Genomic DNA, 22,410 nt, shown 5'->3' on the forward strand with positions numbered 1-22,410 from the left:
CCCTATCGACCATGAATTCGGCGTAAATACGCGCCTTGCCACAGGTTGATCACCAACAGAAGTGACAACGAGGTAAGAAGAACGACTGAAGCAATCGCACTCGCCGCAGGGAAATCAAATTCCTGTAAGCGGACAAAGATCATCAGAGAAGTGATTTCACTGACATAAGGCATGTTGCCCGCAATAAATATCACCGCACCAAACTCACCTAAACTACGTGTGAATGATAAAGCAACGCCCACCAGCAAAGCTGGCCAAAGCGAAGGCATTATCACACGCCAAAATACTGCGCTGTCAGAAGCACCAAGCGTCATACCCGCTTCTTCTTCCTCACGGGAGATTTCTTCAAGTACTGGTTGTACGGTACGAACAACGAAAGGAATACTGGTGAAAGCCATAGCGACAATAATGCCCAAAGGGGTATACGCCACTTTCAAACCGATACTTTCCAGCACACTGCCTATCCAACCGTGGCTTGAATACAAAGTTGCAAGGGTAATACCCGCAACCGCTGTAGGTAACGCGAAAGGCAAGTCAACTAATGCATCAAGAATTCGTTTACCCGGAAAGGTGTAGCGAACTAATACCCAAGCCAGTAGCAGACCGAAAGCACCGTTAAACAGTGATGCAACGAATGCGGATAACACGGTTACTTTGTAACTTGCTACCACGCGAGGATCAGCAATCACCTGCCAATATTCACTAAGAGACATGCCTTTGGTTTGCATTACCAGACCTGTTGCTGGGAGCAACAAAATCAAGCTAACAAACAACAATGAGATACCTAAACTTATCGCAAATCCCGGTAAAACACGGGTTTTCTTAGGTACACCATGATGTTTCGGGCGAGATGTCACAACAGATCCGCTCATAAACTCTCAATCTAACTTATCAAAGAGAAAAATAACCGCCTCTCAGCCCTGATTTAGCAGTGTAAGAGGCGGCACTTATCGATTAACGACGTTGTAGTTGGTCTAACTTAGCGCCATTAGAGAATTGGGTTTTCATCGCTTGATCCCAACCACCGATGATCTGCTCAACAGTCAGTAGTTCTACTTCAGGGAAACGGTCAGCAAATTCTGCTTTTACTGTTTCATCGTGCACGCGGTAGTTAAAGCCAGCCAACATACGTTGTGCATCTTCACTGTACAGGTATGAAAGATACTCAGTTGCGACTTCTGTAGTCCCGTTACGTTTCGCATTGCGCTCAACAACTGCTACTGGGAACTCCGCAAGAATTGACGTTTTCGGTACCACAACTTGGTAGTTATCTTCGCCGTACTGTTTGCGGATATTGTTTACTTCTGATTCGAACGTGATAAGAACGTCGCCTAATTGACGTTCAACGAATGAAGTTGTCGCGCCACGGCCACCTGTATCAAATACCGCGACGTTTGCTAGGAATTGCTTCAAGAATTCATCTTGTTTCGCTTCGTTATCTTTACCAAACGCTTTCTGAGCGTAGCCTAGAGCCGCTAGATATGTGTAACGAGCGTTACCCGAAGTTTTCGGGTTAGGGAAAACAGATGACACATCTTCACGAGCTAAATCACCCCAGTCTTGAATATTCTTAGGGTTACCTTTACGCACCAAAAATGCCGTTGTTGAGTAATAAGGTGAACTTGCGTTTGGTAGCAAATCTTGCCAGTTGGCAGGAATCAATTTTCCTTTGTCATGCAGTACTTGTACGTCTGTGACTTGGTTAAAAGTCACAACATCCGCAGACAGACCTTGAAGAATAGAACGAGCTTGCGCAGATGAACCGCCGTGCGATTGCTTAATCTCAATCGTTTTGCCTGTTTTTTCTTTCCAGTGTTCTGCAAACAACGGGTTATATGAAGCAAACAACTCACGAGCAATATCGTAAGAAGAGTTCAAGATTGTTTGATCTGCTGCTGAGGCGTTAAATGATCCCGCAATTAATAAAGCTGCGAGTGCTGACTTCATCTTTTTCATTATGTTCATACTCCAAAATCATCTTGCCGATATGGCTTCCTTTTAGACTAGAGTATGTGCATAAAACGATTATAACAAAGGTTATAAATAGAACCTTTTGGAATAATATCAAACAATAAATTGTATGCTCATCACTAATAGAGACTTGTGCAGGAGTGGAGAAGAATTAGACAATAGCAGCACTTAAAAGACTGACAATAAAAGGCTGATAACGTGTCTGACTTTCCAACCATTGAAGCTTATGTAGGCCAAACGCCTCTGGTAAAACTGCAACGTCTAGCATCGGGTAGCCAAAGTACCGTGCTCGTGAAACTGGAAGGAAATAACCCTGCTGGCTCGGTTAAAGATCGCCCTGCACTGAATATGATTATTCAAGCCGAAGCTCGCGGCACTATTCAACCAGGTGACACCATTATTGAAGCGACGAGCGGCAACACAGGTATCGCTCTGGCGATGGCAGCGGCTATCAAAGGCTATAAGATGATTCTTATCATGCCGGATAACTCTACTCAGGAGCGTAAGGATTCGATGCATGCTTATGGCGCAGAGCTGATTCTGGTGAGTAAAGAACAAGGGATGGAAGGCGCGCGAGACCTAGCATTACAAATGCAAAGTGAAGGCAAAGGTAAAGTTCTCGATCAGTTCAACAACCCAGACAATCCTGATGCACACTTTCACTCTACTGGGCCGGAAATCTGGCAACAAAGCCAAGGCAAGATCACTCACTTTGTTTCAAGCATGGGTACAACCGGCACTATCATGGGTGTGTCTCGCTACCTAAAGAGCCAGAATCCTGAAATTAATATTGTTGGTCTGCAACCTTCAGAAGGCAGTGCCATTCCGGGTATTCGCCGCTGGCCGCAAGAGTATTTACCGGGCATCTTCAATGCCGCTGACGTTGACCAAGTGATAGATATTAATCAACAAGATGCAGAAAATACAGCCAGAGCACTGGCGCGTGAAGAAGGCATCTGTGCAGGCGTAAGCTCTGGTGGTGCAGTATTCGCAGCGATTGAAATTGCAAAACAAAATCCGGGCTCGGTGGTGGTTGCGATCATCTGTGATCGCGGTGATCGTTATCTTTCTTCAGGTCTTTTCTCTTAGCACTTCTTCCCTTCGTAGCATTTGTCTCGCATTCATCCCCTTATTATTCGCATTGTAAGGGGATAATTGCTCTGTCGTTGTTTGATTTGTTATCATCACTCACCGTTTTCAAGTGACCTTACGCGTGACTTAGCTCATGACTATTTATCTGATAGTTAGAGCAAAAGGACTGCCAACGATACCAACAAGTGATGTAACGCCATGAATCAATCGAGCGAGTCTCTTTCGCACCACACTCCAATGATGCAGCAGTACCTAAAACTCAAGGCTGAAAACCCTGAGATATTGTTGTTCTATCGTATGGGGGATTTTTATGAGCTTTTCTACGATGACGCCAAACGTGCGTCGCAACTGTTGGATATCTCTCTGACCAAACGAGGCGCATCTGCCGGAGAACCGATTCCAATGGCGGGCGTTCCATTCCACGCGGTTGAAGGTTACTTAGCGAAATTAGTTCAGTTGGGTGAGTCTGTCGCAATCTGCGAACAGATTGGCGATCCTGCCACCAGCAAAGGTCCTGTTGAACGTAAAGTAGTACGAATTGTTACTCCGGGTACAGTCACTGACGAAGCACTGCTATCTGAACGCCTTGATAACCTTGTGGCTGCTATTTATCACCACGACGGCAAATTTGGTTACGCTACTTTGGATATCACTTCTGGTCGTTTCCAACTGAGTGAACCTGAAACCGAAGAGGCAATGGCGGCAGAGTTACAAAGAACCGCGCCTCGTGAACTGCTTTTCCCTGAAGATTTCACACCAGTTCAGCTAATGGCGAGCCGCAAGGCTAATCGTCGTCGCCCTATTTGGGAATTTGAACTTGATACCGCGAAACAACAACTTAACCAACAATTTGGCACTCGTGATCTAGTCGGCTTTGGGGTTGAAAATGCAAAATTGGGATTATGTGCCGCTGGCTGTTTGATCCAATACGTCAAAGATACTCAGCGCACTGCGCTACCGCATATCCGTTCACTAACGTTTGATCGCCAAGATCAGTCGGTGATTCTCGATGCTGCAACACGTCGCAATTTAGAGCTGACGCAAAACCTCGCAGGTGGTACAGACAACACATTAGCGGAAGTGCTTGATCACTGTGCAACGCCTATGGGCAGTCGTATGCTCAAGCGTTGGATCCACCAGCCTATGCGTTGCATTAAGACACTGAATCAACGTCTGGATGCGATTGGTGAGATCAAGCAACAAGGTCTATTCGCCGATCTTCATCCTGTTTTAAAACAAATTGGCGACATTGAACGAATTTTAGCGCGTCTGGCACTACGCTCTGCCCGACCAAGAGATTTGGCTCGCCTGCGTAATGCCATGCAGCAGCTTCCTGAACTGAGCGATACATTGACTGAGCTGTCGCATCCTTATCTGGCGAAGTTACGTGATTACACTCAACCGATGGATGAACTGTGTGATCTGTTAGAAAGAGCTATCAAGGAAAACCCTCCAGTGGTCATTCGTGATGGTGGCGTGATTGCTGAAGGCTACAACGCAGAGCTCGATGAATGGCGAGCTCTCGCCACTGGCGCGACCGAATATCTGGAAAAACTGGAAGCGGATGAGCGTGACCGTCATGGTATCGACACGCTTAAAGTCGGTTACAATGCGGTTCACGGTTTCTTTATTCAGGTGAGCCGAGGACAAAGCCATCTTGTTCCACCGCATTATGTGCGTCGCCAAACCTTGAAGAATGCAGAACGCTACATTATCCCAGAGCTGAAAGAACACGAAGATAAAGTGCTGAACTCAAAATCGAAAGCACTGGCTTTAGAAAAGCAACTTTGGGATCAACTGTTCGATTTATTACTGCCTCATCTTGAACAAATGCAGAACCTTGCATCCGCTTTGTCACAGCTGGATGTACTGCAAAACTTAGCAGAGCGCGCAGAAAGTTTAGATTACTGCCGCCCAACTATTACCGAAGCTCCGGGGATTCATATCCAGTCAGGTCGTCATCCTGTGGTTGAGCAAGTAATGAATGACCCGTTTATTGCTAACCCAATAGAACTGCACGCTCAACGCAAAATGTTGATCATTACAGGTCCAAATATGGGCGGTAAATCCACCTATATGCGTCAAACTGCGTTAATTGCGCTGCTTGCACACATTGGCTGCTATGTTCCTGCCGAATCGGCACAAATCGGTTTGTTAGACAGAATCTTCACCCGTATCGGCGCTTCGGATGATCTTGCTTCTGGACGTTCAACCTTCATGGTGGAAATGACAGAAACAGCTAATATCCTGCATAACGCAACAGAGAAAAGCTTAGTCTTAATGGATGAAATAGGCCGAGGTACCAGTACTTACGACGGCCTTTCATTGGCTTGGGCAAGTGCCGAGTGGTTGGCGAAACAGATCGGCGCTTTAACCCTGTTTGCTACTCACTATTTTGAGCTCACTGAATTGCCGAATGTGTTGCCAAACTTGGCGAACGTTCACTTAGATGCGGTTGAGCATGGTGACAGTATTGCCTTCATGCACGCGGTACAAGAAGGCGCTGCCAGCAAATCTTATGGCTTGGCAGTAGCAGGTCTGGCTGGTGTACCGAAAACGGTGATCAAAAATGCGCGCAGCAAACTGACTCAACTTGAGCAGCACAGTCTACAACAAGCGGGGCAACCTTCATCGGCATCAAGCTCTAAAGTCGATATCGCCAACCAGTTAAGTTTGATCCCTGAGCCAAGTGAAGTTGAGAATGCATTAGCCGCTATTGACCCTGACGATCTAACTCCACGCCAAGCGTTAGAAGAGTTGTACCGTCTGAAGAAATTGCTGTAACTATCTTTGTAGGATTCAATAACAAAAAGGCACTCATTGAGTGCCTTTATACTAGATAAAATTTGTGAACTTAAGAGTATTAAGCTTCTGCTTCCACATTGAACAAAGATTCCATGTTCAAACCTTGTTTCATCAGAATCTCTCTCAAACGACGTAAACCTTCTACCTGAATCTGACGAACACGTTCACGAGTCAGGTTAATTTCACGTCCAACTTCTTCCAAAGTTGATGGCTCATAGCCTAACAAACCAAAGCGTCGTGCTAACACTTCTTTTTGTTTAGGGTTTAGTTCTTCAAGCCACGCAATCAATGAATCTCGGATATCATCATCTTGAGTCGAAACTTCAGGATCGGAGTTATTAATATCAGGAATAATATCGAGTAGCGCTTTATCCCCGTCACCACCAATAGGTGTATCTACAGAGCTGATGCGTTCATTTAAACGCAGCATCTTGCTGACATCATCAACCGGTTTATCCAGTTCAGAGGCGATCTCTTCCGCTGTTGGCTCATGGTCGAGTTTTTGCGAAAGTTCACGTGCGGTACGTAGATAGATATTGAGCTCTTTAACTACGTGTATAGGTAAACGAATCGTACGAGTTTGATTCATCAGCGCACGTTCAATCGTTTGACGGATCCACCAAGTGGCGTAGGTTGAAAAGCGGAATCCACGTTCAGGATCGAATTTTTCAACCGCGCGGATCAAGCCCAAGTTACCTTCTTCAATAAGATCCAGTAAAGCGAGACCACGATTGCTATAACGACGGGATATTTTCACCACCAAGCGTAAGTTACTTTCTATCATACGTCGTCTTGCAGCTTCGTCTCCACGAAGTGCTCGGCGAGCATAAAGAACTTCTTCTTCGGCGGTTAAAAGAGGTGAGAAACCAATCTCGCTGAGATACATCTGAGTCGCATCTAAGCTTTTGGTTGAAGCATCGAACTCTTCACGGACTTCTTCCGCTTGGTCAATGTCATCGTCTTCGGTAGTAAGCTTAGCGTCAACTTCAACAGCCTCTGTTGAATCAATATCTAAGTCAAACTCTTCTTCCTTGGTTACTGTATTGCTGATACTCATAGCGCCTCCCCCGGCGAGCTAGCAAGACATTACTGCTCAATATGTCACTACATAACTCTTCACAAGTATGTTTAAGGTAAATACCGTTTTGGATTAACAGACTTACCTTGATAACGAATTTCAAAGTGTAGACGAACACTGCTCGTACCGGAGCTGCCCATTGTTGCTATTTTTTGGCCAGCTTTAACACTTTGTCCTTCTTTAACCAACAGCCGGTCATTATGGGCATAAGCACTTAAATAATGCTCATTATGCTTTACGATGATTAAGTTGCCGTAACCTCGTAATGCATTACCCGAATAGACCACGGTTCCAGCAGCAGTAGAAGTAATGGATTGACCTCGCTGTCCTGCAATGTCGATACCTTTATTCCCTTGATCCCCTGCTGAAAAGTTTTTAACAACTCTCCCCTTCGTTGGCCATAACCACTTATCGACTTTATCGTTTTGTGGTTTGGGTTTACTTATAGTTTTGTTAACATTTTGTTGAGTATTAGAACCAACATACTCTTTTGTTTTCGATTGATCAATCGTCTTATTTGGATCTTTTTTGACCGAACTTTTCGATTTGTTAGCTTGAACAGCATTAGAATTTTTGCTCGATTTCGGGGGAGAAACCGACGTTGATGTGGCTGCAACTGCCGCTGGAACACTAGATGTAGTAGCAACCACTGCTCCAGCCCCTGTACCACCGTAAGCAGGTGCAGTGTATGCCGGACGCCAAAGTCTTAACTTTTGACCAGGATGAATGGTGTAAGGAGGAGTGAGTTTATTGTAACTAATTATATCGTTTACATCTTTGTCTGTGACATAAGCTATAAAATACAGCGTATCACCACGGTTCACTTCATAGTAACTACCACGGTAACTACCACGCCCAATTTCTCGATAGTCTTTCTTTAGCCCAGAAACTGGCGCAGGAGAGCTTGCTGTACAGCCTAACAATAGGCCACACAGTCCACACGCCAACAATGTCTTAAGCTGAAAACGCTTCATTACGCTAAATCACCAGCGACTAAAGGAACAAAACGCACCGTTTCTATTAGCTGAGAAATAAACTCATCACCTTTACGAATTATCTTGTACAACTGCTGCTCATCTTCACCGACAGGGATGACTAAACGCCCTCCGTCAGCAAGCTGATCCAGCAAAGCTTGTGGCACTTTCTGTGCCGCTGCCGTCACTATGATCGCATCAAATGGGGCTTTTGCTGCCCAGCCCTGCCATCCGTCGCCATGTTTAGTCGAGATGTTATAAATATCGAGCTGCTTTAGACGACGTTTCGCTTCCCATTGCAAAGATTTAATCCGTTCAACAGAAAACACATGCTCAACTAAGTGAGACAAGATCGCGGTCTGATAACCAGAGCCAGTCCCTACTTCCAACACTCGGCTATTTCGTTGCAGTTCGAGCATTTGAGTCATTTTTGCAACAATATACGGCTGAGAGATAGTTTGCCCCTGACCAATCGGCAGAGCATTGTTGTCATACGCCTGATGAACCATTGCTTGAGAAACGAAGTATTCACGAGGCAACTGATGTATTACCTGCAACACTTGTTGATCAGTAATACCGTTTGCTAATAAAAACTGAATTAATTTATCGGCTTTTGGATTAGCCATCAGTTCTGTCCTTTAACCAATGATCCATACTACCTAAAGACTCATGAGCGGTAAGATCTACCTGCATTGGAGTCAGTGAAACAAATCTATGCTCAATGGCATAGAAGTCAGTCCCTTCACCGGCATCTTGCTCTTTACCTGGAGGGCCTAACCAATAAATATCATGACCTCGAGGATCTTTCTGCTTAATCATGCTTTCTGCGTGATGACGAGCACCTAATCGAGTCACTTGGGTACCGGCAAGCTCTTCAAATGGGACATCTGGAACATTCACGTTCAATAAACGATTAGTTGGAATAGGTCGACGCAGATGTTGCTCTACCAATTGGCGGGCAATTTTTCCTGCTGTAGAAAAGTGTTGGTTTCCAACTAACGAAAAAGCAATCGACTGGACACCGAGGAAGTGACCTTCCATTGCAGCGGCAACAGTACCAGAATAAAGAACGTCATCGCCAAGGTTTGCGCCATGGTTGATTCCGGTTAACACCAGATCCGGCATTGAATCTTTAAGCAGTTCATTCAACGCGAAATGGACGCAGTCCGTTGGCGTACCTTGTACTGAGTATGTATTCGGCGCAACTTTAGAAACACGCAGTGGCTGTTCTAATGTCAGAGAGTTCGACGCACCAGAGCGGTTTCGGTCTGGTGCAACAATAATAACTTCTGCGAGATCCGAGATAGCAGCCGCTAGAGCATGGATGCCATCGGCAAACACGCCGTCATCATTGCTTAACAGTATTTTTAGTTTCTTATCACTCATAAACACGCTCTACAGGAATCTCTTCTATTAGTTCTCTCACTATCGAAGTCGCAAAACTGCCAGCATCAAGAGCGAATTTTAACGTAATAGAATCACCATCCACTTGCCAACTCAAATCTTGAGCTTTCAATGCTATTGCTCTGCGATCATGACGCATGCGATTGCCGCGAATCAGCTTCATTAAGTCTTCTTCAGCATCGATAAAGTGCTGTTCAATCTTCTGCGCTTCTGCTTGTGTCGGCAATGCGTTATCACCAGCTAAAGCCGCAGAAATCTGTGCTTTATCTTGCTCAAGCAGTTGGTTGAATTCTGAAACCTTGTCCGCACTCACCGACGTTTGCTCACCGTTAACCAGAGCGATATCACCGTCGATGAAACGATAGAAACAGTTTTGCTCAATACGCGAAGAAACAATGCGGTTGAAAATCCATGAACGAGCAGTCGAAAGATAAAGACTACGTTGGTTCTGGTTACGAGTACGGACGTTTTCACGCCCCCAACGGCGAGCTTCTTCTAAATTGTTACCATCTTTACCAAAACGCTGATTACCGAAGTAATTAGGCACACCTTGTTTTGCCACCACTTCCAAACGTTTAACCACTTCTTCAACATCGGTGACTTCTGACATAGTGACTTCGAAGTAGTTACCCGCTAAGTCACCCGGACGTAACTTTTTGTTGTGGCGAGTCATCGTTAGCACTTCAATGCTCGGATGCTGTGATTGAAACAGCGCAAGATTCGGAAAACCTGCGGTAGGTAAATGAACACTTAACCATTGTTCTGTCACTGCATGGCGGTCTTTCAAGCCTGCCCAGCTAACATCTTTTGACTTTACGCCACACGCTTTAGCCAGTTCATTCGCAACAAAACTGGTATTTTCACCCGTCTTACGAATAGAAACCATGAGATGCTCACCGCTACCCGTAAACTCATACCCCAGATTTTCAACGACTTTAAAATCTTCTGGTTTAGCTTTAATTTTGCCTTTCGCTGTGGGTTTACCACACAAGTAAGCGAGTGAAGATAGAATATCTGTCATTTTCGACTCTTTATGCTTTCATCAGTAGTACAACGGCTTCACACGCAATGCCTTCTTTGCGGCCAGTGAAACCTAAACGTTCAGAAGTCGTTGCTTTGACATTGATATTACCAATATCTGTTTCTAGATCCTGAGCAATAGCCGCACACATCGCTTCTATATGAGGAGCCATTTTAGGTGCCTGAGCAATAATGGTGACGTCCGCGTTTCCTAGGCGATAGCCCGACTCTTTTACTCGACGATAAACATCTTTCAATAGTTCACGGCTATCTGCTCCTTTCCATTTATCATCAGTATCCGGAAAGTGCTTACCAATATCACCCGCAGCAATCGCGCCGAGCAGCGCATCACATAATGCATGCAAAGCAACATCACCATCAGAATGTGCAATTAAACCTTGTTCATAAGGAACGGTAACTCCGCCAATAATGACAGGACCTTCACCACCAAATTTATGCACATCAAAACCATGGCCAATTCGTATCATGCTTATTCCTTATTTCGGCTCAAATAGAACTCAGCCAATGCGAGATCTTCTGGCTGAGTAATTTTTATGTTATCTGCTCGACCATTAACTAAAGCCGGGCTTAAATTCAGTCTTTCGAACGCGGATGCTTCATCGGTAATATTCGCTTTGCTCGCTAACCCATCAATCAAAACTTCGCGCAAAGGTAGTGTGCGGAACATTTGTGGTGTCAAAGCATGCCAGAGATTCGAACGTTCAACCGTATGATCTATATTCTGCAGCTCATCGCTACGCTTCATCGTATCTCTGACTGGAGCGGCGAGAATGGCGCCAACAGAATGATTTTCAGCACATTCGATGAGTCGTGTAACATCCTGATCTGTGAAGCAAGGGCGGGCCGCATCATGAACAAGAACCCATTCGCTGACTTCATGTTTACAGATGTAATTCAATGCTGAAAGAACAGAATCTGCTCGTTCTTTGCCGCCGTTAACTCGGATAACTTGAGGGTGGTTAGCAAGTGCTAACGTAGAAAAATAAGGATCATCTTCGCTGACGGCAACAACCACTTTAGAGACTTTAGGATGTGCCAGTAGCTTGGACACGGTGTGCTCAAGTACGGTTTTTCCCAAAAGTTTTAAATATTGTTTCGGACGGTCGGCTTGCATCCGACTGCCAACGCCCGCAGCAGGGACAACCGCAATGATTGATTTATCCATTAACGATTATCCTCTCCGGTAATACGGTAAAAAGTTTCTCCACTTTTCACCATTCCTAATTCATGACGAGCTCTTTCTTCAATCGCATCAAGGCCTTGTCGCAAATCATCAATTTCCGCGAACATCTCTTGATTACGTTGATGTAAGTTAGTGTTCACTTGCTCTTGAACTTCTATCTCTGCCGCAACAGCATGATAATCAGATATTCCGTTCTTCCCCTGCCATAAGCTGTATTGTAGAAAACCAAGCAGCAGGGTTAATGTCACCGCAAGTACTCGCATTACTTTCACACTCGTCAATATTGATAAAAAATCGGTGTATATAGAAGAAAGGCCGAATAAAAACGGCCTTTTTGTCAATTTGGGTAGAAACGCCCTATTTATACCATAAGCCCCCTTTTCAGGCGACTAACGGCTTAATAGAAAGGCAAATAACCCGACACCTAAAATCAAACGGTAAATTACAAATGGGGTCATACCCATTCGAGAAATAAGCTTTAAGAAAAAGAAAATACAGATATAGGCGCTAACAAATGACGTCAAAATACCTGTCATCAAGAATCCTAGATGGATTGGTTCACCACTGGTAACCAGTTTCAAACCTAGGTAGCTTCCCGCCAGTACGATAATCGGAATCGACATTAAAAACGAAAAACGCGCTGCCGCTTCACGAGTAAAACCAAGATAAAGAGCCGCAGTAATGGTAATACCAGAACGAGAGGTCCCCGGAATCATTGCCACCGCTTGTGCGAAACCGATGAAGAGCGCTTTCTTCCAACCCGCTTGATACTCATTAATATTCTGTTTAGCAGCTTTATCAGCGTACCAAAGAAGAATACCGAAAATAATGGTAGTAGCAGCAATAACCCAAGCGCTGCGTAAGTAGACTTCGATGACGTCTTTCATCACCAAGCCAAAAATACAAGCTGGTATAGTCGCTAAAATAATGCACCAAGCTAAGTTTGCTTCTTTGCTTCGATCTCCTTTGAAAATAGAGGCAAAAAATGCGCTTAACAATGCTTTAACTTCGTTTCTAAAGTAAATCACAACCGCAGTTAGGGTGCCGACATGAACAGCCACATCAAACGCTAAACCCTGATCAGCCCAACCTAATACTGCCGATGGCAAGATAAGATGTGCAGAGCTGGAAATTGGCAAAAATTCAGTAAAACCCTGAATTAAAGCCAACATAAAAGACTCGAAATAACTCATTATTTTCTCTTACTTGATACTAAACCAGAGGGGAACTGGTTTTAGTTGTTCTAAAAGTTCAGCGTTTTGCCAGACCTTTTCGATAGACAAATCTGTTCCCGGAATATTGAGTTCGGGGCATAACTCATACAAAGGCTGTATCACAAATGGATATTGATAAATATCCGGACGCGGGACAACAGGTGAGCTTGGGGATATGACATCACCAAACAGAATAATATCCATATCCAGTGTACGATCTTGATACTTTTTCGCATCAATATCGCGCCCCCAACGATACTCAGCATCTTTTAAACACTGCTGAAAATCGTGTAGAGACAATGAAGTTTTTAACTCCACCACTAAATTGAAAAAAGGATGACTATCAAACCCTTGAGCTGGGCACTCATATATCGTTGAAAGACGTAATTCGCTTCCCACTAAGCTCAGCTCTTGAATTCCCGCTTCAATATGACGGCGTCGTTCTATGTTAGAACCTACGCCAACATAGGCAGTGATCATAATGATCCTCTTTCGATGATCACTCCTACACCTTTCGCCTGCGGAACTGCACCCGGTTTTGTTAGTCGAATACGAATCCAAGGCACACTAAAGCGTTGCATGATTAAGCTAGCGACTTCTTCTGCCACCCTTTCAACCAATAAGAAACGGCCTGATTCAATATGTTCAATCACAGCTTGGCTGACTTGAGAGTAGTCTAGAGCATGCGCAACATCGTCGCTGTTGCCTGCTGGCTTATTGTCATGAGCCATTTCCAAATCGAGAACCAGTTTTTGTTTAATGGTCTGTTCCCAGTCATAAACACCTATTGTGGTAATGACTTCTAGCTGCTCTATAAAGACTTTATCCATCTTCTATCGAATTCCTTCCAACAGTTACACTCAATTACAGGTCGGATACCTATATTGAGTAAAAAAACGTACTATCGTCGCCAATCGCGATATCATATACGAAACCGCGTTTAGATGGGTAAAGCAAACAGAATTTTTACTTAAAGACACTCATGCCAACTTGAAGTTACCAGTCGCATGGGTATAACAAGACAATGTAAAGTCCAGTTCAAAAAATCACCGTATTGAGGCAATAATGACGCCATTGGCACTAATAATGATAATTTCCGCTTATTTACTGGGGTCGATCTCCAGTGCGGTGCTGATCTGTCGTTTATTACGCCTACCAGACCCCAGAGGTGTCGGTTCAAATAATCCGGGCGCTACAAACGTATTACGAATTGGTGGAAAAAAAGCCGCTGCTGCTGTGTTACTGTGCGACATGCTCAAAGGCACGATTCCTGTTTGGGCGGGTTACTTTCTAAAAATAGATCCACTTATTTTAGGTTTGGTTGCCATCGCGGCATGCCTTGGTCATATGTACCCAATTTTCTTTCACTTTAAAGGTGGGAAAGGTGTCGCTACCGCTTTAGGTGCTATCGCCCCTATCGGATTAGATTTAACAGCCATGATTATGGCGACTTGGCTATTTGTGGCGGTCATTTTCCGCTATTCATCTTTGGCCGCGATAGTCACCGTGTTGCTTGCCCCTCTTTATACATGGCTGGTGAAACCCCAATACACTCTGCCAGTAGCCATGCTCTGCTGTTTAATTATCTTGCGCCATCACCAAAACATTAAGCGTCTCTTTGCCGGAACTGAACCTAAAGTCGGCGAAAAAAAGAAAGCTTAATCACTTAGTTACACAGGCTCCAAGCATAAAAAACGGCCGCAATTGCGACCGTTTTGTTATTCGGCTTTGTTACTCAATCGGTGTCAATTGATCAATTGGCCAGCGAGGACGAGCTTCGACACTCAAATCTGTCACGTCACCATTCTTCAAACGCTGCATACCAGCAAACGCAATCATGGCACCGTTATCAGTACAAAACTCGGTACGTGGGTAATACACTTCACCACCGATTTTTTCTGCTAGCTTAGCTAAATCAGCGCGTAACTGTTTATTGGCACTTACACCACCGGCAATAACAATTCGCTTCATGCCAGTTTCTTCCAACGCACGTTTACACTTAATCACCAGCGTTGAACAAACTGCATCTTGGAATGCATAGGCAATATCGGCACGAGTTTGTTCATCGTCACCGTTTGCTGCAATGGTATTAGCCGTAAAAGTTTTCAGGCCAGAAAAGCTCATATCTAAACCAGGGCGATCCGTCATAGGACGAGGAAACTTAAAGCGCCCCGGTGTGCCTTTTTCTGCTAAGCGTGAAAGCAAAGGACCACCAGGATAATCCAATCCCATTAGCTTCGCGGTTTTATCAAACGCTTCACCCGCCGCATCATCAATAGATTCGCCAAGAATGCGGTACTCACCAATACCTTTTACTTCAACCATCATGCTGTGACCACCAGAAACAAGCAGTGCAACAAATGGGAACGGAGGTGGATTGTCTTCCAACATTGGCGCGAGTAAGTGGCCTTCCATATGGTGTACAGCTACCGCTGGAACATTCCACGCGTAAGCAATACTGCGTCCAATGGTTGCACCAACTAATAAAGCCCCTACTAGACCTGGTCCTGCTGTATATGCAACACCATCAATGTCTTTAGGCGTTAAATTCGCTTCTGCCATTGCCGCCTTAATAAGAGGTATGGTTTTCTTAACGTGGTCACGCGAAGCCAGTTCTGGCACAACACCGCCGTAGTCAGCGTGAAGTTTAACTTGGCTATAAAGCTTATGTGACAGCAATCCCTTTTCGTCGTCGTAAATCGCTATACCCGTCTCATCACAAGAGGTTTCAATACCAATAATACGCATATTTTTCTCAGCACACTGCCATCTAAAATTTCAAATTGGCGCAATGTTACAACGGCTTCGCTTCACAAACAAATTTTGTACAGAGGCTAAGCGACAAAGTACTTTACAAAGGCACAACGATCGGATTAAAATTCCGCACCATTTTTGATCTAGCTGATTAAAGACCAAACGAATAAGAAACCTTGTTGATTTGGTCACTGAATATCAGCATTAACGAATAACCCCTGAGGTGAAAGGCATATGCCAGTAGTTAAAGTACGTGAAAACGAACCGTTCGACGTTGCACTACGTCGTTTCAAACGCTCTTGCGAAAAAGCAGGTATCCTTTCTGAAGTGCGTCGTCGTGAGCACTACGAAAAACCAACTACAGTTCGCAAACGCGCTAAAGCAGCAGCTCAAAAGCGTCACGCTAAGAAGCTTGCTCGCGAAAACGCTCGTCGCGTTCGCCTGTACTAATAACTTTTCCTAACTAAGGAACGAGTTATGGCTCTTATTGATAATCTCAGAGAAGAGCAAAAATTAGCGATGAAAGCCAAGGACAAAGCGCGCCTTGGCACTATTCGTTTAGCCCTTTCAGCAATCAAACAACGTGAAGTTGACGAGAAGATTACTCTGACCGATGACGATATCGTTGCAGTGCTGACAAAAATGGTTAAACAACGTCGCGACTCTGTATCGCAATACGAAGCAGCAAATCGTTTAGATTTAGCTGAAGTGGAGCAAGCAGAAATCACTATACTTGAGGAATTTATGCCTCAACCATTGAGTGAAGAAGAAGTGTTAGCACTGATTGAAGGTGCTATCGCAGAATCCTCTCCAACGGGCATGCAAGACATGGGTAAAGTGATGGCTATCTTGAAACCACAAATTCAAGGGCGTGCAGATATGGGTAAAGTCAGCGGTTTAGTTCGCGCTAAGCTGGCTTAATCCAGAACTCTATTGCAGCAAGCCGTGCTATTCTCTGAATGCACGGCTTGTTTGTATCTAAGGTCTGTTGACCTTGCACATTCGTTTTTATCTTTTTTTTAGGTTTTATGGCAGGACAGATCCCTCGTAGCTTCATCGATGACCTCCTAGCTCGACTTGATATTGTCGATGTTATCGACGCACGTGTGAAACTTAAAAAAAAGGGCAAAAACTACGGTGCATGTTGTCCGTTCCACAATGAAAAAACCCCGTCATTTAGCGTAAGCCAAGAAAAGCAGTTCTATCACTGTTTCGGCTGCGGCGTGCATGGCAACGCCATCGACTTCATGATGGAGTACGAACGTCTTGAGTTTCCCGAAGCAATTGAAGAATTAGCTTCATCTCTCGGATTAGAAGTACCCAGAGAAGAGCGCTCAAATAGCGGTTTTAAAAGTAATACGCCAAAAGTCAGCAGTGACGAAAAACGTAATCTTTACGATTTAATGGGCAGCATCGCTCAGTTTTATCGTCAGCAACTTAAAGTTCCTGCTAACCGCCATGCCATTGAATATTTAAAAAATCGCGGTTTATCCGGCGAGATTGTTCAAAAGTTCGGTATTGGCTATGTGGCTGACGAATGGGATTTAGTTCGTAAGAATTTCGGACAACAAAAACATGCACAAGACATGCTAGTTTCTGGCGGCATGTTGATAGAAAACGACAACGGTAAACGCTATGACCGTTTTCGAGGCCGCGTTATGTTCCCTATTCGGGATCGTAGAGGCCGTGTAATTGGCTTTGGTGGTCGTGTGATTGGTGATGGTTCGCCTAAGTACTTGAACTCACCAGAAACGCCTATCTTCCACAAAGGCAAAGAGCTGTACGGACTTTATGAAGTTTTACAGGCTTACCGTGAACCACCGCAGATCCTAGTGGTCGAAGGTTATATGGATGTGGTTGCTCTGGCTCAATATGGCATTGATTATTCCGTAGCTGCTCTAGGAACATCAACCACAGGTGACCATCTACAATTGCTGTTCAGACAAACCAATACTGTGGTTTGCTGTTATGACGGTGACCGTGCAGGTAAGGAAGCGGCATGGCGAGCACTGGAAAACGCGCTTAGCTATCTGAAAAGTGGCAACATATTAAAATTCCTGTTCCTTCCAGATGGCGAAGACCCTGACAGCTTTGTTCGTAAGAACGGTAAAGAAGCATTTGAAGAAATGGTTCTAAATGCAGAACCATTATCAAAATATCTGTTTTCTAATTTGCTTACCCAAGTAAATGTAGGTAACAACGAAGGCAAAGCCGCATTAGAAGCGCTTGCTCTTCCTTTGATCAATAAAGTACCTGATGAGTCCATGCAAAATCAGCTACTTAAGATTTTAGGCCAAACGACCGGGATTTATAAAAAGCCAACATTGCCGACGGATTCTAAAACTAGACCTCAGCCGCATAAAGAAATAAAGCGAACACCGATGAGAGATGTCATCGCTTTGCTTCTTCAGAATCCGAGCTATGCTGATATGGTGCCAGACCTTTCTACAACACAAGGTTTGGACATTCCGGGACTGAAATTGTTAACAGAAGTGCTTGAAAAATGCCGACAGCATCCCAATATAAAAACGGGTCAATTGTTAGAGCATTGGCGAAACACAAAAAACGAGGCACTGTTGTCTCGACTTGCAAGCTGGGATATCCCGCTTGTAGAAGATAATCAAAACGAACTATTTTTTGACTCATTGGACAAAATTATTGCCCAGTGCGTAGAGAAACAAATTGAAAACCTGCTGGCTAAATCAAGAAGTATCGGTTTATCAAGCGACGAAAAAAGGGAGCTTCAAGAACTCATGAGAGATTTGAAAGCGTAACCCTGTTTGAATAGTCAGCAACAATTTAATTTGTTATTATCCGTGGTTTGCATTTCGCATACTATTCCTTCACCAGATACGAAGTTGGATACCGTCTATGGATCAAAATCCGCAGTCACAGCTAAAGCAACTTGTCATTCGCGGCAAGGAGCAGGGCTATCTGACCTACGCCGAAGTAAATGACCACCTACCAGCAGAAATCGTAGATTCTGAACAGGTAGAAGATATTATTCAGATGATCAACGACATGGGTATCAAAGTTGTAGAAACTGCCCCTGACGCTGATGATCTAGCTCTTAATGATGATGAAACCATCACCGATGAAGACGCAGCTGAAGCTGCTGCTGCTGCGCTGTCTAGCGTAGAAAGCGAGATTGGTAGAACAACTGACCCTGTTCGTATGTATATGCGTGAGATGGGTACAGTAGAACTACTAACTCGTGAAGGTGAAATCGATATCGCGAAGCGTATCGAAGATGGTATTAACCAAGTACAAAGTGCTGTTGCTGAATACCCTGGAACTATTCCATACATTCTTGAACAATTTGACAAAGTTCAAGCTGAGGAACTTCGCCTAACCGATATCATTAGTGGTTTTGTAGACCCTGATGATGTTGAAAGTGAAGCACCAACAGCAACACACATCGGTTCAGAGTTAACAGGTTCAGACCTAGATGACGAAGACGACACCGATGATGAAGATGAAGACGAAGATGGCGACGACGATAGCAGCGATGAAGAAGAAGTTGGTATCGATCCTGAACTTGCTTTAGAGAAATTTACTGAGCTTCGTAATCAATATCAGAATCTTCAACTTGCTATCAACGAGCATGGCGACAACAGCCCCAAAGCTCAAGAAGCGACTGAACTTGTGTTAACGGTCTTCCGTGAATTCCGTTTGACACCTAAGCAGTTCGATCATCTTGTAAATACGCTACGCAATTCTATGGATCGCGTACGTACACAAGAACGTCTGATCATGCGCTCTGTTGTTGAAAAAGCTAAAATGCCGAAGAAGTCATTTATTTCGGTATTTACTGGCAATGAATCTGATGAAGCTTGGTTTGACCAAATTCTTGCATCAGATAAGCCATACGTAGCCAAGATCCGTGAAGATGAAGAAGATATTCGTCGTTCAATTCAAAAGCTACGTATTATCGAACAAGAAACATCTTTAACGGTAAACCGTATTAAAGATATCAGCCGTCGCATGTCTATTGGTGAAGCGAAAGCTCGCCGTGCGAAAAAAGAGATGGTTGAAGCGAACTTACGTCTTGTTATCTCTATCGCGAAGAAATACACCAACCGTGGCTTACAATTCTTGGATCTTATTCAGGAAGGTAACATCGGTCTGATGAAAGCGGTAGATAAGTTCGAATATCGTCGTGGTTACAAGTTCTCAACTTATGCAACTTGGTGGATCCGTCAGGCAATTACTCGTTCAATTGCAGACCAAGCTCGTACGATCCGTATCCCTGTGCACATGATTGAAACGATCAACAAACTGAACCGTATCTCTCGTCAAATGCTACAAGAAATGGGGCGCGAGCCTCTGCCGGAAGAATTGGCAGAACGTATGCAAATGCCGGAAGATAAGATTCGTAAGGTACTGAAAATTGCTAAAGAGCCAATCTCAATGGAGACACCAATCGGTGACGACGAAGATTCGCATCTAGGTGATTTCATTGAGGATACCACTCTAGAACTACCACTAGATTCTGCAACGGCAACCAGCCTACGTGCAGCAACTCGTGACGTTTTGGGTGGCCTAACACCTCGTGAAGCAAAAGTACTTCGCATGCGTTTCGGTATCGATATGAACACTGACCACACTTTGGAAGAAGTAGGTAAGCAGTTCGATGTTACTCGTGAACGTATCCGTCAGATCGAAGCAAAAGCACTACGTAAGCTTCGTCATCCAAGCCGCTCAGAAACTCTGCGCAGCTTCCTAGACGAGTAAGATAGTAGCGAGCTTTCATAAAGCATTGAATAAAAGGTGAGCGACAGCTCGCCTTTTTTATTATCTACAGTTCTAAGTGGATAAAAACTAAGCGCTATTACCCTACTTTGCGTCTAGACACACCCCAACCCTTCCCCTATAATCATTGACCTATTAGGCCCCTTAGCTCAGTGGTTAGAGCAGTCGACTCATAATCGATTGGTCCCCAGTTCAAGTCTGGGAGGGGCCACCAAATTCCGATAAGGCTTATGGAGAAATCCGTAAGCCTTTTTTCGTTCTAGTCCTTTCCATATCCGGTCCGCAATTACTTCCGGTAAGCTCTGGTCCATTAGGTCAGCCGAAACTCTCCACGTAGTCGCCACAGAGTCACACTTCCCCTGTCAGAGTGATATCCACCACCAGAACTCTCTCTAGTCTGTACAACGTAAATCAGAGCAGATACATACCTCTTAACACCAGAACAGAACTCCAGAAAAACTTCGCGCTGGAACCAACAAAAATATAACCAACATTCCGTTCCATTAGGTCCAGTTATTAATATAAATATAATTTAGATACCTGAATGGGGTTCTAGCTGAGATTACACAGGAGACTCAGCACCGAAGATTAGGACAAGATGAATGTTGAATCATGATGACCGATTACCCTCAGTGGTAATCGGTCTGTTATCTCTTAAGTGATTTAGGCTAGTAATCAGCAGCACTCAACCACAGCACCAGAAACAGCGGCTAATCACGGGGCATTCATACTGGAACCGGAATTACTAACGGCACACTGGATTACAGCGCGAATCTGGTATGAGTTAGGGTGTCGAGTTGAGTTAGTTGAATAGGATGTGAATCTAGCTGGCTACTGTCGGGACTGTCACGGCTGTCAGAACCGTCGGCACTGTCATGACCGTCGCAACTGTCAGGACAACAGGGAAAATGCATCTACTGCCGCCGCCGTCGGCAAACTGGACGGAAAACCTAAATAGGAAATTTACATTAGGGTTCGTGTCCAGCTCGGTATCTAGCCAAAATCACAGCTAAAGACCGGACAGAGACCGGACCGACGACGCCGTCGCGATAATTACAGAAACTACATCATGCAGGAAGTCAGGCAGAGTAAGCCTTAGAGCGAGATTACAGGGCCTGTCTGATGTGACCGACCCAGCGTTCTAGGGTTTTAGGTGGTGTGTTACTACCACATATCAAATTTCTCGAATATTCGCTTGTGGCTATTAGGCGATGTCTCTAGCCCATTTTTCATTCGGAGCCGATGAGCTAAAGTTCTGAGCCACCAGGTTTGGAGTAACAGGCATTCGATGCTTGCTGTCCGTAGTGCACTTAAACTTGCGTGCAGCTTTCGGCGTTAAATCTTGACGTTTCATACTGGCAGCAATGGTTTTAACATTGTAGTTATCACCGCTATCAGACAGTTCTTTTTGGATACGCCTTGAGCCATCTTGGCCTTTGCTGTTATCAAAAGCTTCTTTGACTTTTGTATCAAGCTTTTGGCGAATTGTCTCGTGTTGGATGGTCTTATGCCGGTGCTTAACCCAGTAATAAAAACCACTTCGGGATACCCCGAACACCTTAGCCATACGCACAATACTGAAGCTCAGCAGGTGTTCGAGCATAAATTCATAGAAATTTACTTTAGATTTCTCGCGAAATAGGTGGCGGCCTTATTTAAAATTTCTAACTCTTCTGCTTGCTCAGCCAACTGCCTTTTGAGTTTGGCAACCTCTGCGGCTAGCTCTTGCTCTCGCTGACTAGTATTGGTGTCTTTCTTCGAGTTCTTCCGCCCCCGTAGATTTGAGATTCATATAAAGAAAGCTGCCTTGCTGTCGCAGCTACTCCAACTTTATCTGCTAACTTCAGGGCTTCTGCCTTAAATTCAGGGGAATGTGTAATTCTAGTTTTCTTAGTTGTCATTGTTCACCTCGTTAGGATTGTACTCACTTAACTCGGTATTCAAAACTGCTGGGGCGGATCACTAAGCAACTACATGCCAAACTGTTCCACTACATCTCGAAATCGATGATTCACTGCGAATACATTATTGAAGTAGAAAAAGTGATATTGCAAAACGAGATTTCATTACGTCTTCTTACTGTCGTCAGCCAAACTACAGTTTGTCACTGAGTGATTTCAAGATAATGATACTTATAAGACT

Annotated in this window: 21 protein-coding genes, 1 tRNA gene and 1 pseudogene; 8 read left to right on the forward strand and 15 right to left on the reverse strand. The window is 44.4% G+C overall.

The annotated features are described in order from the left end of the window. Positions 1-2: 2 nt before the first annotated feature. A complete protein-coding gene (cysT, locus tag L3V23_RS04485; RefSeq protein WP_042480579.1) occupies positions 3-872 on the reverse strand; it encodes a sulfate/thiosulfate ABC transporter permease CysT in 870 nt (289 codons plus the stop codon). An 82-nt stretch (positions 873-954) separates the two neighbouring features. Then, entirely contained in the window at positions 955-1,956 is a 1,002-nt protein-coding gene (gene cysP / locus L3V23_RS04490; RefSeq protein WP_042480581.1) for a thiosulfate ABC transporter substrate-binding protein CysP, read from the reverse strand. A gap of 213 nt (positions 1,957-2,169) precedes the next feature. On the opposite strand from cysP, the gene cysM reads away from it, so the two are divergent. Together cysM and mutS are read left to right on the forward strand one after the other, a co-directional pair. Continuing rightward, on the forward strand, positions 2,170-3,060 hold the full coding sequence (cysM, locus tag L3V23_RS04495) for a cysteine synthase CysM (protein WP_237291938.1): 891 nt from the start codon (positions 2,170-2,172) through the stop codon (positions 3,058-3,060). A gap of 201 nt (positions 3,061-3,261) precedes the next feature. Further along, complete coding sequence (gene mutS / locus L3V23_RS04500; RefSeq protein ID WP_237291939.1) at positions 3,262-5,847, forward strand: DNA mismatch repair protein MutS; 2,586 nt, start codon at positions 3,262-3,264, stop codon at positions 5,845-5,847. A gap of 79 nt (positions 5,848-5,926) precedes the next feature. Here mutS and rpoS read toward each other — a convergent pair whose 3' ends face one another. From rpoS to folB, 11 genes are all read right to left on the reverse strand, one after another. Then, positions 5,927-6,925, reverse strand: a complete 999-nt coding sequence (rpoS, locus tag L3V23_RS04505) for an RNA polymerase sigma factor RpoS (RefSeq protein WP_042480590.1) — start codon at positions 6,923-6,925, stop codon at positions 5,927-5,929. Positions 6,926-6,996: 71 nt separating this feature from the next. Then, positions 6,997-7,920 carry a peptidoglycan DD-metalloendopeptidase family protein gene (locus L3V23_RS04510; RefSeq protein ID WP_042480594.1) on the reverse strand — a complete coding sequence of 308 codons (924 nt, stop codon included), beginning with the start codon at positions 7,918-7,920 and terminating at the stop codon, positions 6,997-6,999. Next, complete coding sequence (locus L3V23_RS04515; protein WP_042480597.1) at positions 7,920-8,546, reverse strand: protein-L-isoaspartate(D-aspartate) O-methyltransferase; 627 nt, start codon at positions 8,544-8,546, stop codon at positions 7,920-7,922. Before L3V23_RS04515 ends, L3V23_RS04510 begins: the two co-directional genes overlap by 1 nt. Further along, entirely contained in the window at positions 8,539-9,306 is a 768-nt protein-coding gene (gene surE / locus L3V23_RS04520; protein ID WP_102955399.1) for a 5'/3'-nucleotidase SurE, read from the reverse strand. Before surE ends, L3V23_RS04515 begins: the two co-directional genes overlap by 8 nt. Next, positions 9,299-10,345 (reverse strand): tRNA pseudouridine(13) synthase TruD, encoded by a 1,047-nt coding sequence (gene truD, locus L3V23_RS04525; RefSeq protein ID WP_102967126.1) that lies wholly within the window; start codon positions 10,343-10,345, stop codon positions 9,299-9,301. Before truD ends, surE begins: the two co-directional genes overlap by 8 nt. Positions 10,346-10,355: 10 nt before the next feature. Further along, the gene (gene ispF / locus L3V23_RS04530; protein ID WP_102967125.1) at positions 10,356-10,832 is read right to left on the reverse strand and encodes a 2-C-methyl-D-erythritol 2,4-cyclodiphosphate synthase; all 477 of its coding nucleotides are present in this window, start codon (positions 10,830-10,832) and stop codon (positions 10,356-10,358) included. Between the two features lie 2 nt (positions 10,833-10,834). After that, the gene (gene ispD, locus L3V23_RS04535; RefSeq protein WP_102967124.1) at positions 10,835-11,530 is read right to left on the reverse strand and encodes a 2-C-methyl-D-erythritol 4-phosphate cytidylyltransferase; all 696 of its coding nucleotides are present in this window, start codon (positions 11,528-11,530) and stop codon (positions 10,835-10,837) included. Beyond that, positions 11,530-11,811, reverse strand: a complete 282-nt coding sequence (gene ftsB, locus L3V23_RS04540; RefSeq protein WP_042480612.1) for a cell division protein FtsB — start codon at positions 11,809-11,811, stop codon at positions 11,530-11,532. The genes ispD and ftsB overlap by 1 nt, the downstream gene beginning before the upstream one ends. Positions 11,812-11,937: 126 nt before the next feature. Further along, entirely contained in the window at positions 11,938-12,741 is an 804-nt protein-coding gene (locus tag L3V23_RS04545) for an undecaprenyl-diphosphate phosphatase (RefSeq protein ID WP_042480616.1), read from the reverse strand. Between the two features lie 9 nt (positions 12,742-12,750). Next, on the reverse strand, positions 12,751-13,242 hold the full coding sequence (gene folK, locus L3V23_RS04550; protein WP_102967123.1) for a 2-amino-4-hydroxy-6-hydroxymethyldihydropteridine diphosphokinase: 492 nt from the start codon (positions 13,240-13,242) through the stop codon (positions 12,751-12,753). Continuing rightward, positions 13,239-13,592 (reverse strand): bifunctional dihydroneopterin aldolase/7,8-dihydroneopterin epimerase, encoded by a 354-nt coding sequence (gene folB / locus L3V23_RS04555; protein WP_102967122.1) that lies wholly within the window; start codon positions 13,590-13,592, stop codon positions 13,239-13,241. The genes folK and folB overlap by 4 nt, the downstream gene beginning before the upstream one ends. Positions 13,593-13,827: 235 nt before the next feature. Here folB and plsY point away from each other — a divergent pair, with 235 nt between their 5' ends. Further along, the gene (plsY, locus tag L3V23_RS04560) at positions 13,828-14,424 is read left to right on the forward strand and encodes a glycerol-3-phosphate 1-O-acyltransferase PlsY (RefSeq protein ID WP_042480627.1); all 597 of its coding nucleotides are present in this window, start codon (positions 13,828-13,830) and stop codon (positions 14,422-14,424) included. Between the two features lie 69 nt (positions 14,425-14,493). Here the strand turns inward: plsY and tsaD are convergent, their stop codons facing one another. Next, positions 14,494-15,510: a tRNA (adenosine(37)-N6)-threonylcarbamoyltransferase complex transferase subunit TsaD gene (tsaD, locus tag L3V23_RS04565; protein ID WP_102955394.1), complete on the reverse strand. Its 1,017-nt coding sequence runs from the start codon at positions 15,508-15,510 to the stop codon at positions 14,494-14,496. A gap of 240 nt (positions 15,511-15,750) precedes the next feature. Between tsaD and rpsU the strand changes: the two genes are divergently transcribed. The 5 genes from rpsU (at position 15,751) to L3V23_RS04590 (ending at position 20,482) form a co-directional block, all read left to right on the forward strand. After that, positions 15,751-15,966 carry a 30S ribosomal protein S21 gene (gene rpsU, locus L3V23_RS04570; RefSeq protein ID WP_001145625.1) on the forward strand — a complete coding sequence of 72 codons (216 nt, stop codon included), beginning with the start codon at positions 15,751-15,753 and terminating at the stop codon, positions 15,964-15,966. 27 nt (positions 15,967-15,993) lie between these two features. Next, positions 15,994-16,437 carry a GatB/YqeY domain-containing protein gene (locus tag L3V23_RS04575; protein WP_102967121.1) on the forward strand — a complete coding sequence of 148 codons (444 nt, stop codon included), beginning with the start codon at positions 15,994-15,996 and terminating at the stop codon, positions 16,435-16,437. Between the two features lie 107 nt (positions 16,438-16,544). After that, positions 16,545-18,290, forward strand: a complete 1,746-nt coding sequence (gene dnaG, locus L3V23_RS04580) for a DNA primase (RefSeq protein WP_102967120.1) — start codon at positions 16,545-16,547, stop codon at positions 18,288-18,290. Positions 18,291-18,387: 97 nt separating this feature from the next. Further along, positions 18,388-20,250, forward strand: a complete 1,863-nt coding sequence (gene rpoD, locus L3V23_RS04585) for an RNA polymerase sigma factor RpoD (RefSeq protein ID WP_042480640.1) — start codon at positions 18,388-18,390, stop codon at positions 20,248-20,250. 156 nt (positions 20,251-20,406) lie between these two features. After that, positions 20,407-20,482, forward strand: a tRNA-Ile gene (locus L3V23_RS04590). 976 nt (positions 20,483-21,458) lie between these two features. Here the strand turns inward: L3V23_RS04590 and L3V23_RS04595 are convergent. Beyond that, a pseudogene (locus L3V23_RS04595) lies at positions 21,459-22,169 on the reverse strand (IS3 family transposase); the annotation flags it as partial. Between the last annotated feature and the right edge of the window lie 241 nt (positions 22,170-22,410).

The sequence above is a fragment of the Vibrio sp. A1-b2 genome (genome assembly GCF_021726015.1).
GTDB classification, from domain to species: domain Bacteria; phylum Pseudomonadota; class Gammaproteobacteria; order Enterobacterales; family Vibrionaceae; genus Vibrio; species Vibrio diazotrophicus.

Bases quoted from the DNA above. Each gene is read 5' to 3' on its own strand.
- cysT (WP_042480579.1), bottom strand. From the start codon at position 872: ATGAGCGGATCTGTTGTGACATCTCGCCCGAAACATCATGGTGTACCT.
- cysP (WP_042480581.1), bottom strand. From the start codon at position 1,956: ATGAAAAAGATGAAGTCAGCACTCGCAGCTTTATTAATTGCGGGATCA.
- mutS (WP_237291939.1), top strand. From the start codon at position 3,262: ATGAATCAATCGAGCGAGTCTCTTTCGCACCACACTCCAATGATGCAG.
- rpoS (WP_042480590.1), bottom strand. From the start codon at position 6,925: ATGAGTATCAGCAATACAGTAACCAAGGAAGAAGAGTTTGACTTAGAT.
- L3V23_RS04510 (WP_042480594.1), bottom strand. From the start codon at position 7,920: ATGAAGCGTTTTCAGCTTAAGACATTGTTGGCGTGTGGACTGTGTGGC.
- L3V23_RS04515 (WP_042480597.1), bottom strand. From the start codon at position 8,546: ATGGCTAATCCAAAAGCCGATAAATTAATTCAGTTTTTATTAGCAAAC.
- surE (WP_102955399.1), bottom strand. From the start codon at position 9,306: ATGAGTGATAAGAAACTAAAAATACTGTTAAGCAATGATGACGGCGTG.
- truD (WP_102967126.1), bottom strand. From the start codon at position 10,345: ATGACAGATATTCTATCTTCACTCGCTTACTTGTGTGGTAAACCCACA.
- ispF (WP_102967125.1), bottom strand. From the start codon at position 10,832: ATGATACGAATTGGCCATGGTTTTGATGTGCATAAATTTGGTGGTGAA.
- ispD (WP_102967124.1), bottom strand. From the start codon at position 11,530: ATGGATAAATCAATCATTGCGGTTGTCCCTGCTGCGGGCGTTGGCAGT.
- ftsB (WP_042480612.1), bottom strand. From the start codon at position 11,811: ATGCGAGTACTTGCGGTGACATTAACCCTGCTGCTTGGTTTTCTACAA.
- L3V23_RS04545 (WP_042480616.1), bottom strand. From the start codon at position 12,741: ATGAGTTATTTCGAGTCTTTTATGTTGGCTTTAATTCAGGGTTTTACT.
- folK (WP_102967123.1), bottom strand. From the start codon at position 13,242: ATGATCACTGCCTATGTTGGCGTAGGTTCTAACATAGAACGACGCCGT.
- folB (WP_102967122.1), bottom strand. From the start codon at position 13,592: ATGGATAAAGTCTTTATAGAGCAGCTAGAAGTCATTACCACAATAGGT.
- plsY (WP_042480627.1), top strand. From the start codon at position 13,828: ATGACGCCATTGGCACTAATAATGATAATTTCCGCTTATTTACTGGGG.
- tsaD (WP_102955394.1), bottom strand. From the start codon at position 15,510: ATGCGTATTATTGGTATTGAAACCTCTTGTGATGAGACGGGTATAGCG.
- rpsU (WP_001145625.1), top strand. From the start codon at position 15,751: ATGCCAGTAGTTAAAGTACGTGAAAACGAACCGTTCGACGTTGCACTA.
- L3V23_RS04575 (WP_102967121.1), top strand. From the start codon at position 15,994: ATGGCTCTTATTGATAATCTCAGAGAAGAGCAAAAATTAGCGATGAAA.
- dnaG (WP_102967120.1), top strand. From the start codon at position 16,545: ATGGCAGGACAGATCCCTCGTAGCTTCATCGATGACCTCCTAGCTCGA.
- rpoD (WP_042480640.1), top strand. From the start codon at position 18,388: ATGGATCAAAATCCGCAGTCACAGCTAAAGCAACTTGTCATTCGCGGC.